Raw genomic sequence first — 11,417 nt, 5'->3', positions numbered from 1 at the left:
GTACCCTGAAGGCTCAGCGATTGAAGCGCTCGACCAGGGCACGCAGGCCCGAAGAAATGTGTTCCAGTTCTGCTCCGCGGGTGGCGGCAGCATTGGCATTCTGCGCGGTGTGCTGCACGGTACTGGCGACGCTGTTGATCTGCGCGCAGACCTCTTCGGCCACCGACGACTGCTCCTGAGACGCTGCCGCCATTTGCTGGCTCATGTCACTGATACGCTCCACCGCCACGCGGATACCCTGCAATGCCTGCTGTGCCTCCAGCACCCGCGCCACACCGTGCTGCGCTTCATCGATGCCCAGACTGGCAATGCTCACTGCCTGGTCAGCACCGGCGCGCAAACTCTCGATGATACCCTGGATCTGTACGGTCGATTGCCGGGTCTTGCTGGCCAGCGCCCGCACCTCATCGGCAACCACGGCAAATCCGCGGCCCTGCTCACCAGCACGGGCGGCTTCAATAGCGGCATTGAGGGCCAGCAGGTTGGTCTGCTCGGCAATCGCGCGAATCACTTCGGCGGCCAGGGAAATATCCTGGGTCTGGCCGGCCAGGTGAGTTACGGCCTGATTGATCTGGCTGACGGTACCGGCCAGCAACTGGATCGCCTCGCGCATGCTGCCCGCCACCGCACTGCCCTGCCCAGCCAGTTGATTGGCGGTGTGCGCCTCACCGGCGGTTTCCTGCACATGGCGCGCGACCTCGGCAATCGAGGCCGTCATCTCGGTCATCGCGGTGGCGGTCATGTCGGTTTCCGCACGCTGTTCAAGCAGGGCCGATTCGGTGTGGCGCGACAGGCTGCTGGAGTCTCTGGCCGCCTCACTCATTTGCACCGCAAGGTCGCTCAGACGTGTCAGTGCGGTTTTCAAACGCGCCTCTTCGCTGATCAGGATCATCTGCAACTGCGCCGCAGGCCCCAGGGCATCGCTGTAAGTCAGCGCCACGACCGGGTCGGCAAAGGTGTTGCCCGAGCCCTGAACGATCTGCGCCAACTGGCGCCCCAGACGCTGATGAGCCCACACACCGACCACGCCGAACAACCCAAGGGTAATGCCGTGGCCGGGCCAGCCTGACAACAGTTGCTGCGCAGCAATGGCTGCCGCGCCAGCCAGCAGCGGCACAGCCATGACCTGCGCCAGCAGCGCCAGACGCCGGCCCGCAGGAACCGCCGCCTTGCCCTCGCGCAAACGCGCATAAAGTGTTTCAGCGCGGCGCACCTGCTCACGGCTCGGCTTGACCCGCACCGACTCGTAGCCAACCAGGCGACCGCCTTCGAGAATCGGCGTGACGTAAGCGCTGACCCAATAGAAATTGCCGTTCTTGCAGCGATTTTTGACGATCCCCATCCAGCTCTGGCCGGCCTTGAGGTACTGCCACATCTGCTGGAACACCACGGCGGGCATATCGGGATGACGGACCAGGTTGTGCGGGCTACCGATCAGTTCGGCCTGGCTGAAGCCACTCATGGCGGCAAATTCAGCGTTGCAATAGGTGATGTTGCTGGCGATATCGGTGGCAGAAATGAGCCGTTGGTCATCTCCGAACGTCTGTTCGACAGAGGTGACCGGCAGGTTGAGACGCACGTAAAAACTCCCTTTGAAGCGATCTGTCGTGGGCTCCACTCAGCTATCCGAGCCACGAAACCGGGTTGAAACTTGATGGCTTTTGACCTGTCCACCCCATTGATGGGATGAATTACATCACATTCCGTAAACAAATGTGACGAATTATGGCGTTGTGCTATCCCGACGATTGCCGTTAAGTTCTTGATTCTAAATGGGAATCAAGCGATGAAATATTCAAGTTTGGGTCCGGCCATCAGGCGATACCGCAAGGTCGCAGGGCTTACTCAGGCTGAACTCGGTGAACGGTCCGGTTTCGACCCCAAGACCATCAGCCGCTTTGAAACCGGCACCTACACCCCTAGCGTCGACGCCCTGCTGGTCTTTGCCGAAGTCCTGGGCATCAAGTTGAAAGCCTTTTTCGCCGATCAAGACGACGAAGACGAACAGCGCGCGTACCTGTTCGGCGTCATCCACAATGCCCCGTCCCATGCCTTGGGTGATCTGATCGCGGCTGTCGATCGGACCCTGTCCAAGCGTTAGCTCCTGCTTCGCCCTACGGTGAACATGGCCGTTGCTGGCTATATCAGCATGATGAATCTCAACTGGTCAGACCGGTAAAACCAATTTCTCCCTTTCAGCCGAAAAGCCCTTGCAAAGCTGGAAAATCCACGCCTACACTGAGCCCGCACTGGACATACCGGTAAGACCACAATAATTAAGTCCTCCGCTCTTTCGCCCTCCCCCGGCATCGAAGCAAGGACACCGATCAGAGATCCCTCCCATGCTCAAATGGTGCTCGCGTTCGATCTTCCTCCAAGTAGTGCTCGGCCTGGCGCTTGGCGTCGCCTGTGGCCTCAGCTTTCCCGAAGTTTCCCTGCAGCTCAAACCCTTGGGTGACGGCTTTATCAAGCTGATCAAGATGCTCATCGGGCTGATCGTGTTCTGTGTTGTGGTCAGCGGTATTTCCGGTGCCGGTGACTTGAAAAAGGTCGGGCGGATCGGCCTGAAATCGGTGATCTACTTCGAAATCCTGACCACCATTGCTCTGGTCATCGGCCTGGTGTTTGCCTTTACCTCCGGGATCGGCAGCGGCGCCAATATTCACCTGGACCAGCTGTCGACCGCCGAGGCCGGCAACCTGGCCGAACGTGGCCAACATATCCACGGCACCGCCGCGTTCCTTATGGACCTGATCCCGACGTCGGTGATCGGTGCCTTCGCTGACAACAACATCCTGCAAGTGCTGCTGTTTTCTGTGCTGTTCGGCAGTGCCCTGAACCTGGTCGGTGAAGCGGCCTCGGGGATCTCGCGGCTGATCAATGAACTGAGTCATGTGATCTTTCGCATCATGGGCATGATCGTGCGCCTGGCGCCGATCGGCGTGTTCGGCGCCATCGCCTTCACCACCAGCAAATATGGCCTGGAATCGCTGCAGCACCTGGGTGGCCTGGTCGCCTTGTTCTACCTGACCTGCATCGGTTTCGTACTGCTGATCCTGGGTGGCGTGATGCGCCTGTCGGGTCTGCGCATCCTGCCGTTCATCAAGTACCTGCGCGAAGAGCTGACCATCGTTCTTGGCACCGCTTCCTCCGATGCTGTCCTGCCGCAAATCATGCGCAAACTCGAGCACCTGGGCATCGGCAATTCCACCGTCGGCCTGGTGATCCCGACCGGCTATTCCTTTAACCTCGATGGTTTCTCGATCTACCTGACCCTGGCGATCGTGTTCATCGCCAACGCTACCGGTACCCCACTGGCAATGACCGACCTGCTGACCATCCTGCTGGTGTCGCTGATCACCTCCAAGGGTGCCCATGGCATTCCGGGCTCGGCGCTGGTGATTCTGGCCGCGACCCTGACGGCGATACCGGCCATCCCGGTGGTCGGCCTGGTGCTGGTGCTGGCAGTGGACTGGTTCATGGGCATCGGCCGGGCACTGACCAACCTGATCGGCAACTGCGTGGCGACCGTCGCCATCGGTCGCTGGGAAGGCGATATCGACATGGAGCGGGCCAATAATGTGCTGGCCGGCAAACAGGGCTTTGGCTTTGCCCAGCGCAAGACCCCCAACGCCCATCAACAAGAGTTCTGAGTGCAAGGGCCGGCGCTGACAGTGCCGGCCCCAGGAGCAAACCATGCAAGTGTTCTCATGGAGTGAACAGTGATTACTTCATCGACCGTAGTGAATTCCGTGGTGGAAAAACTCCGCCAGGCCCTGGCCCGCGGCCAGTGGCGTTCCGGCGACATGCTGCCGGGACAACGCGAGCTGGCCGAGCAACTGGGCATCAGCCGTCCCAGCCTGCGTGAAGCGGTAACCGTACTGGAAACCCTCGGCCTGGTCCGCTCGATGCCGGGCAAAGGGGTGCTGGTGCTCGACGCCGACCTGGCCGAAACCGCGAAACCACAAACCGGCGTGGCCGAAGCCAGCCTGGAAGATGTCCTGCAACTGCGCTACACCCTGGAACCGTTCATCGTCGGCCTGGTTGCGCAATCGATCAGCAGCAAGGAAATCGGCCAGTTGCGCCTGACCCTGATGGACATGCGCGAAGCCCTTGAGGCCGAGGACAGCGAAGCCGGGGTCAACGCCTACATCGCCTTCCACGAAGAATTGTTCACCCTCACCGCCAACCCGATTTTCCAGAGTGTCGTGCAGCAAACCAGCAATGCCCTCAAGCAAAGCGCCGCGGTACTGCGCAACTCCCCCGAGCATCTGGCGGCGCGTCTGGAAGAAAACGAAGCGGTGGTCCGTGCCATCCGCAACAAGAACAGCGCCCAGGCAAGTGCGCAAATGCGCCACCACATCCTCCAGGAAGGCCGGCGCATGGGTATCGAACTGAACATCCCGGACGAACAACCGGCCACTTGAACTCAGGAGAGCATTGATGAACGCCAGCGCCCAAGCCCCTGTGACCGCCCTGCCGCCATTGCTTGCCCATGGCGAAGTGCGCCTGTCGGCCGAGCAGATCTACCCACGCCTGTTCGATGCCATTCTCGAACAGCGCCTGGCGCCGGGCAGCGCCCTGCCTGAGCAAGCGCTGGGTGAGGCATTTGGCGTCAGCCGCACGGTGATTCGGCGGGTATTGGGCCGCCTGTGCGACCAGCAGGTAATCGTCCAGCGCCCGAGCCACACCGCACGCCTGGCAGCTCCCGATCCGCAACAGGCGCGGCAGATCCTCAGCGCCCGGCGCCTGGCCGAAACCACCCTGATCACCCTGGCCGCGCAACGCTCGCGACCAGCGAAAATCCGCCAGTTGCGTGAACTGGTTGCGCGCGAACGCCAGCATCACGAACAGGGTCAGCGCTGCACGGCCATTCGCCTGGGAGGCGAGTTCCACCTGAAACTGGCGGAGATCGCCAACAACGCGCCGTTGACGCGGTTTCTCAATGGTCTGGTGCCGCAAACTTCGTTGATCATCGCCCAATACGAAACTCGCCCATGCAGCCATTGCGCCTGGCAAGAGCACGCAGCGATCATCGATGCGCTCGAACGGGGTGACGGCGAAGCGGCCCTGGCCTTGATGCATCAGCACCTGGACCATATCGAGGCCAAGCTGGACCTGGAGGGCTGACCCTGTAGGAGCGGGCCTTGTCCCGCTCCTACGGTTGTACTTGGTCGGTCTTGTTAAGTTCCGATGCGCCCCTCGCTCCCCTCCCACCTATACTGAAATCACCAAGGTAACAAACCCGCCAAACATCCCGTCGCAAGGGGGTAGCGCTTGTGACCCCCCGTTCATTCCTCATTTCCCTGCTCATCCTCCTGCTCGCCCTGGGCGGCTGCGCCTCGCGAGAAAAGCCCCCCGAGCCACCTCCCGTGCAACTGAGCCCCGCTACCTGGGAGCAAATCGACCGGGAAATCATCGACGCCTCGCTGGCCAGTACCAGCTCGGTCAATGACTACAGCCGACGCTCCATGCGCGTGTGGAAGGACCGCGTGCAGCAGTTTACCGAAAGCGAATTCATCCCCTGGTTCACCGGCTACTGGACCCAGCAATGGCTGACCATGAAAGTGGCCTGGTACAAGATGAACAGTGGCGACGGCAAGGAGCCGCCGGAGAAACGCCTGGCGCTTTACCTGCAAGAGCAGTATCACCAACGGGTACTCGACCAGGTGGCCAAGGAGATCGACCCCGAAGGCATCCGCAACCGCGCCATGGAGCTTTACATCCAGCTACTCGGTCAACAACTGCAGCAGATTGCCCAGCGCTACCGGGCGCCGCCCGAGCAGTTCAACCGGCGCCTGACGCGAATCCAGGCGATCAACCTGGGACCTCCGGCGGCACGCAATGCCTCGCTCTACCAACTGCTTTACAGCAAGTCGCTGGCCGAGCAGCCGGCGTATGCGTCACTGGTCGGGCACATGCACAGCGCCGTACGCGCCGGCACCCAGCGTTCGGATGTCGGGCTGTCATCGGTGGCGCAGCAGGCCAGTGAAAAACTCGGTGCAACCCTGGCTCCGCGCGGCATTGCCAGTGCCGTGGCCAGCGCCGTAGGCCGCGTCGCGGGCGCCCTGATCTCGGTGGCCGCGACCGGTTATGGCATCATCAGCCACAACCAGGAACAACCGGCCATGATCGAGCAACTGCGGGTGATCCTCAATGTGGCGCTCAACGAGGAATGGCGCGAGCTGATGGATAACCGCAAGAGCGGCGTCATGGCTGGGGTGTACTACTTGTCCGGCGAAATCGAGGAGGGCCTGCTCGGTGCCAGGCAGCAGCCGGATGAAACACAAAACGGCTCGCTGCGCATCGTTCTGCCGGCGCAATAGCCCGCCTCAGGCAGCGACACGATTGTCGTCCACGGCCTGGGCCGAGGTCGGTAAGCCGAAAATGCGGTCGAACAACCAGTTGTAGAGGAAGGTGTAGCAAGGGATGAGGATGATGAAAGCCAGGTCCACCAGGAAGGCTTCGACCAGGCTCATGTCCAGCCACCAGGCAATCAACGGAATCAGGTAGACCACCAGGGTCAGCTGAAAGCCGATGGCATGTACGACACGCCGGGCGACGCTGCGTCCGCGCTTGACCTGACGGCTTTCCCAGTACTCGAACAGGGTGTTGTAGATGAAGTTCCAGGCCATGGCGATGGTGGTGATCATCACCGCCAGCGGTCCGGTATTGCTCGGCGCCGTGTCCGACAGATAGGCCAGGCCCAGGGTCGACATGCACAGACCAATCACTTCGTAGGCGGTCACGTAGACCAGTTTGCGTTTTACACCTTGCACCGTACTACCTCGATTGCATCAACAGACGCCGCCCATCCAGGCGGCAGAGGCGCGCAAGAATGCGTCAATCTTATTGACAGAAAAAGTCAGCAGCTATCAGATTGACTGACAGGAGATTGCCCAATTGAATTTTTCCAGCGACAACATCGAACTGTTTCTCGCCGTGCTTGACCGCGGGTCCTTCTCTGCCGCCGCCCGCGCCCTGGGCCGCGTGCCTTCGGCCGTGAGCATGGCGGTCGGCAACCTTGAGGCCGAACTGGGCTACGCCCTGTTCGAACGCACCCACCGGGAAACCCGGCCCACCGCACTGGCCCTGGCGCTGGAACCGCATGCGCGGATGATCGCGGCACAACTGGGACAGTTACAGGTGCATGCCCTGGAGTTGTCCCAGGGACTGGAAAGCACCCTGGCCATCAGCGTGGTGCCGGACATCGACCACGGCCCGCTGCTGACGGCGATCAAGACCATCAGCGAACGCTATCCGCTGCTGGAGATCGAGGTGCTCAGCGCCCCTCAGGAGGAGGCCCTGCAATTGCTGCACAGCGGTCGGGTCAGTCTGTGCCTGGCCTTTGCCGGATTGGCGGTCGATCCGCAGCAACGCTTCCAGAACATCGGTATGGAATCGCTGGTGGCGACCATCTCACCGCAGCACCCTGCCCTGCAACGCCAGCCGCGGCAGATTGCCTACCTCGAAGACCTGGTCAATGTCCGGCAGATCCTGGTGGCCAGTCGCGACCTGCCAATCACTGACACCCGCGCCCTGATCGGCAAGGCGCACTGGCGCACCGACAGCCTGAGCATGGCCCTGGAAATGGTCGAAGCAGGCCTGGGCTGGGGTGACTTTCCCCTGTCACGGGTAGCCCCGCTGCTTGAGGCCGGGCGTCTGCTGCGCCTGGACTTCAAGAACACCCGCAACGAACTGCAGTTACCGGTGCATGCCTTTTGGCGCCACAACCAGCCGCTGCAAAAGGCCGCGCAGGAACTGGTCAGGCACCTCGGCGTTTAACGCCCCAAGCCGCAGACCAAAGCCTTGGGTAGGAAAATCCTGTCAGCCCCTGCGGCAATCTGCCTTTTCAATTTTTCAGCGTTGCGGCCGATAGCCGTCTGGATAGGTACGAGCATTGGCCAAAAGCACCGCTCGGCACTCCTCCTTACTGGCACAAGGTATCGGAACATGAACCTGAAATTTCGCCACAAGATCCTGCTGTGCGCCTGCGGCGTCGTGGTTCTGGCATTTGCTTTGTTCACCCTCTACAACGATTACCTGCAACGCAACACCATCCGGCAAAACATCGAGTCGTCGGTCAAGCAAGCTGGCGCACTGACCGCCAGCAGCGTGCAGAACTGGATGAGCGGCCGGATTCTGGTGCTGGAAAACCTCGCCCAGGACGTTGCCCACCAAGGCGCCAATGCCGATTTCCCGGGGCTGGTCGACCAGCCTTCGTTCACCAACAACTTCCAGTTCACCTATGTCGGCCAGGCCAACGGTGTGTTCACCCAGCGCCCGGATGCGAAGATGCCTGACGGCTACGATCCGCGCCAGCGTCCCTGGTACACCGCCGCGGTCGCCGCCAACCAGACCATGCTGACCCCGCCCTACATGGCTGCGGTCGGTGGCCTGGTGGTGACCATTGGCATGCCGGTCAAGAGCAAAACCAACGGTGAACTGCTCGGCGTGGTCGGCGGCGACCTGAGCCTGGCGTCACTGGTCGACATCATCAACGCCGTGGACTTCGGCGGTATCGGCCATGCCTTCCTGGTCGACCGCAATGGCCAGGTGATCGTCAGCCCGGACAAAGACCGAGTGATGAAAAACCTCAAGGACATCTATCCAGGCAGCAACCTGCAGGTGGCCCCGGGCATTCATGAAGCGACCCTCGGCGGTCAGGAGCGCATCATCTCCTTCGCTCCGGTCAGCGGCCTGCCATCGGCCGACTGGTACATCGGTCTGTCGATCGACAAGGACAAGGCCTACGCCCCTCTCAGCCAGTTCCGTACTTCGGCCATCATCGCCATGCTCATCGCCGTGGCGGCCATCGCCGGCCTGCTCAGCTTGCTGATTCCGGTATTGATGCGCCCACTGACCACCATGGGCCGCGCCATGCAGGACATCGCCCAGGGCGAAGGCGACCTGACTCGCCGCCTGACCGTGGAGAACAAGGACGAATTCGGCGAACTGGCCGGCGCCTTCAACCAGTTCGTCGAACGTATTCACGCCTCGATTGCCGAAGTGTCCTCGGCCACCCGTCAGGTGCATGACCTGTCCGAGCGAGTAATGAGCGCGTCCAACGCCTCGATCAGCGGCTCCGAAGAGCAAAGCATGCGCACCAATAGCGTGGCTGCAGCGATCAACGAACTGGGCGCTGCCACCCAGGAAATCGCCCGCAACGCCGCCGATGCTTCGCAGCACGCCAGCGGTGCCAGCGAACAGGCCAATGACGGCCGCCAGGTGGTGGAAGAAACCATCTCGGCGATGACTGCGCTGTCGCAGAAGATCAGCGAATCCTGCGAGCAGATCGAAACCCTCAACGCCAGCACCGACGACATCGGGCAGATCCTCGATGTGATCAAAGGTATCTCCCAGCAAACCAACCTGCTGGCCCTCAACGCCGCCATCGAGGCCGCCCGTGCCGGGGAAGCCGGGCGCGGTTTTGCGGTGGTCGCCGACGAAGTGCGCAACCTGGCGCACCGTACCCAGGAATCGGCCGAAGAGATCCACAAGATGATCACCACCCTGCAGGTCGGTTCACGCGAGGCGGTGCACAACATGAACGCCAGCCAGGTGTCGAGCGAGGAAAGCGTGATGGTCGCCAACCAGGCCGGTGAGCGCCTGAGCAGCGTCACCCAGCGTATCGGCGAGATCGACGGCATGAACCAGTCGGTGGCGGCGGCGACCGAGGAACAGACCGCCGTGGTCGAAAGCCTGAACCTGGACATCACCCAGATCAACGTGCTGAACCAGCAAGGCGTGGCCAACCTCAATGACACCCTGCGTCATTGCGATGCCCTGGCTCAACAGGCCGGTCGTTTGAAACAACTGGTCGACAGCTTCAAGATCTGACCCGTTGGCCTGGCGAGGGCGCAATGCCCTCGCCAGGTGCCTGTTACTACACCACCACGGCGCGCTTGACCCTGCCCATCCGCACCCAGCCGATCAGCACCGCCAGCATCACCACAAAGCCCAGGTAACCGAAGAACGGATAGACCTGGCCGACCAGGCTGATAAAGCCGATCAGGCTGCAGATAAACGCCGCCACGCCCGTCACCACAGCGCCCAGGCGAAAGCTGCGGGTACCCGCCGGCAGCAGCCGCGCCAGAAACGAATAGTGCATGCCCACTGCGGTGTTGACGATCATGCCGAAGATGATCACGCACATGATCACACCCAGCGCCGGGGAAATTTCGCTGGCAATCGACAGCATCGGCATCGGCAAATCAGCCACTGTGTCCAGACGAGAGAGCAAGCCTGCGCTCATCACCAGCATCAGACCGCCAAGCCCCGCACCACCGAGGATGCCACCCCAGATCGCAGTCTTCTCCAGACGTGCCGAACCGCCGAGGATCGCCAGCATCGGCGCCCCGGCCACAACGTTGTACGACACATAGAGGAAGGCCCCGAGCAACCAGTGGCTGGCACCCGCTTCCTGCTGGCTGGCGACCTGGTCCAGGGCGGTGAAACTCAGGTCGCGGGTGAACACCGCGTACAACGCGATCGCCGTTGCCGCCAGGATCAGGAAAGGTGTGACGGCACCGATCAACACGATGACTTTCTGAATATCCAGACAGACTACCGCCACCACCAACAGGGTCACCAGCACACTGCCGGTGAGTGCCGGGATACCGAACTGCTGCTCGAGCAAGGCACCGCCGCCGGCGAGCATCACCACCGTCACCCCGAACATGAAGAAGGTGATCAACAGATCGACAAACAGACCCAGGTAGCGTCCGCAGATGGCATACACCACATCCTTGTGCGAGGCGGCCTGCAGACGGTTGCCCAGACCTGCCAGGGCCATGCCGAGAAAGGTGAAGAGCGCCGCACTGACCAGGGTGCCGAGCAGCCCCCAGAGGCCAAAGTTGACAAAGAACAGCAATAACTCCCGCCCTGAGGCGAAACCGGCACCCACGATAACGCCGATAAAGGCGCCTGCAATTTTCAGCTGCTCTTTCATCTCGAACCCTCTGGCATCTATGGCCCTGGTCAGGCCTTGTTGTTTTTCCAGTACCACGCAGGCGTGTGCGACCTCAGTCGTGACCGATCCAGGCCTGTACTTCGATCTCCACATCCACGCCCAGGGCAAGGCCGGCGCTCACTGTCGAGCGCACCGGATAGCCGTTGGCGAAGAAACTTTTGTAGACCTCGTTGAAGCCGGCGAAATGCGCCATGTCGGACAGCCACACCGTGGCCTTGACCACCTGTTCGAACCCTGCGCCGCACTCGGCCAGGGTTTCACCGATACGCTCAAGCGTGGCCTGGGTCTGGGTCTGGATGTCACCACGCACCACTTCGCCCGTGGCAGTCATCGGCACCTGACCGGAGAGAAACAAAAAGCCCCCGACCTTGACCGCCTTGGAAAACGGGAACGGCAGGTGGCTGGGAATACGCTGGATAGTCGAGCTCATGGCAATGTCCTTTGT

Annotated in this window: 11 protein-coding genes and 2 pseudogenes; 8 read left to right on the top strand and 5 right to left on the bottom strand. The window is 61.5% G+C overall.

The features are described from left to right. Positions 1–13: 13 nt before the first annotated feature. Together ACVI9W_RS20850 and ACVI9W_RS20845 are read right to left on the bottom strand one after the other, a co-directional pair. Positions 14–1,123, bottom strand: a complete 1,110-nt coding sequence (locus tag ACVI9W_RS20850; RefSeq protein ID WP_461531854.1) for a methyl-accepting chemotaxis protein — start codon at positions 1,121–1,123, stop codon at positions 14–16. A 177-nt stretch (positions 1,124–1,300) separates the two neighbouring features. Beyond that, positions 1,301–1,462, bottom strand: a pseudogene (locus tag ACVI9W_RS20845) (PAS domain-containing protein); the annotation flags it as partial. Between the two features lie 324 nt (positions 1,463–1,786). Here ACVI9W_RS20845 and ACVI9W_RS20840 point away from each other — a divergent pair. The 5 genes from ACVI9W_RS20840 (at position 1,787) to ACVI9W_RS20820 (ending at position 6,326) form a co-directional block, all read left to right on the top strand. After that, the gene (locus tag ACVI9W_RS20840) at positions 1,787–2,101 is read left to right on the top strand and encodes a helix-turn-helix domain-containing protein (protein WP_461531030.1); all 315 of its coding nucleotides are present in this window, start codon (positions 1,787–1,789) and stop codon (positions 2,099–2,101) included. Between the two features lie 241 nt (positions 2,102–2,342). Further along, positions 2,343–3,653, top strand: coding sequence for a C4-dicarboxylate transporter DctA (locus ACVI9W_RS20835; RefSeq protein ID WP_461531029.1), 1,311 nt, complete (start codon positions 2,343–2,345; stop codon positions 3,651–3,653). A 69-nt stretch (positions 3,654–3,722) separates the two neighbouring features. Continuing rightward, positions 3,723–4,427: a FadR/GntR family transcriptional regulator gene (locus ACVI9W_RS20830; RefSeq protein ID WP_461531028.1), complete on the top strand. Its 705-nt coding sequence runs from the start codon at positions 3,723–3,725 to the stop codon at positions 4,425–4,427. 16 nt (positions 4,428–4,443) lie between these two features. Continuing rightward, a complete protein-coding gene (locus ACVI9W_RS20825; protein ID WP_461531027.1) occupies positions 4,444–5,130 on the top strand; it encodes a GntR family transcriptional regulator in 687 nt (228 codons plus the stop codon). Positions 5,131–5,279: 149 nt separating this feature from the next. Then, a complete protein-coding gene (locus ACVI9W_RS20820) occupies positions 5,280–6,326 on the top strand; it encodes a hypothetical protein (protein WP_461531026.1) in 1,047 nt (348 codons plus the stop codon). A 6-nt stretch (positions 6,327–6,332) separates the two neighbouring features. Here ACVI9W_RS20820 and ACVI9W_RS20815 read toward each other — a convergent pair whose 3' ends face one another. After that, positions 6,333–6,779: a PACE efflux transporter gene (locus ACVI9W_RS20815; RefSeq protein ID WP_038609104.1), complete on the bottom strand. Its 447-nt coding sequence runs from the start codon at positions 6,777–6,779 to the stop codon at positions 6,333–6,335. A gap of 124 nt (positions 6,780–6,903) precedes the next feature. Here ACVI9W_RS20815 and ACVI9W_RS20810 point away from each other — a divergent pair, with 124 nt between their 5' ends. From ACVI9W_RS20810 to ACVI9W_RS20800, 3 genes and pseudogenes are all read left to right on the top strand, one after another. After that, the gene (locus ACVI9W_RS20810; RefSeq protein ID WP_422415400.1) at positions 6,904–7,785 is read left to right on the top strand and encodes a LysR family transcriptional regulator; all 882 of its coding nucleotides are present in this window, start codon (positions 6,904–6,906) and stop codon (positions 7,783–7,785) included. 168 nt (positions 7,786–7,953) lie between these two features. Then, positions 7,954–8,937, top strand: a pseudogene (locus tag ACVI9W_RS20805) (cache domain-containing protein); the annotation flags it as partial. Positions 8,938–9,054: 117 nt separating this feature from the next. Next, on the top strand, positions 9,055–9,840 hold the full coding sequence (locus ACVI9W_RS20800) for a methyl-accepting chemotaxis protein (RefSeq protein WP_422415429.1): 786 nt from the start codon (positions 9,055–9,057) through the stop codon (positions 9,838–9,840). A gap of 46 nt (positions 9,841–9,886) precedes the next feature. On the opposite strand, the gene ACVI9W_RS20795 is transcribed toward ACVI9W_RS20800, so the two are convergent. Continuing rightward, a complete protein-coding gene (locus ACVI9W_RS20795; protein ID WP_461531025.1) occupies positions 9,887–10,951 on the bottom strand; it encodes a YkvI family membrane protein in 1,065 nt (354 codons plus the stop codon). A 73-nt stretch (positions 10,952–11,024) separates the two neighbouring features. Further along, complete coding sequence (locus tag ACVI9W_RS20790; protein WP_461531024.1) at positions 11,025–11,402, bottom strand: RidA family protein; 378 nt, start codon at positions 11,400–11,402, stop codon at positions 11,025–11,027. Positions 11,403–11,417: the final 15 nt, after the last annotated feature.

It is taken from the genome of Pseudomonas sp. 210_17 TE3656 (assembly GCF_054821965.1).
The sequence above is the reverse complement of the archived record's forward strand: the minus strand, read 5'-3'. Positions and strand labels throughout refer to the sequence as shown.

Excerpts from the sequence above, each read along its gene's own strand:
- ACVI9W_RS20850 (WP_461531854.1), bottom strand. The coding sequence starts at position 1,123 with ATGGCTGTGCCGCTGCTGGCTGGCGCGGCAGCCATTGCTGCGCAGCAA.
- ACVI9W_RS20840 (WP_461531030.1), top strand. The coding sequence starts at position 1,787 with ATGAAATATTCAAGTTTGGGTCCGGCCATCAGGCGATACCGCAAGGTC.
- ACVI9W_RS20835 (WP_461531029.1), top strand. The coding sequence starts at position 2,343 with ATGCTCAAATGGTGCTCGCGTTCGATCTTCCTCCAAGTAGTGCTCGGC.
- ACVI9W_RS20825 (WP_461531027.1), top strand. The coding sequence starts at position 4,444 with ATGAACGCCAGCGCCCAAGCCCCTGTGACCGCCCTGCCGCCATTGCTT.
- ACVI9W_RS20800 (WP_422415429.1), top strand. The coding sequence starts at position 9,055 with ATGAGCGCGTCCAACGCCTCGATCAGCGGCTCCGAAGAGCAAAGCATG.
- ACVI9W_RS20795 (WP_461531025.1), bottom strand. The coding sequence starts at position 10,951 with ATGAAAGAGCAGCTGAAAATTGCAGGCGCCTTTATCGGCGTTATCGTG.
- ACVI9W_RS20790 (WP_461531024.1), bottom strand. The coding sequence starts at position 11,402 with ATGAGCTCGACTATCCAGCGTATTCCCAGCCACCTGCCGTTCCCGTTT.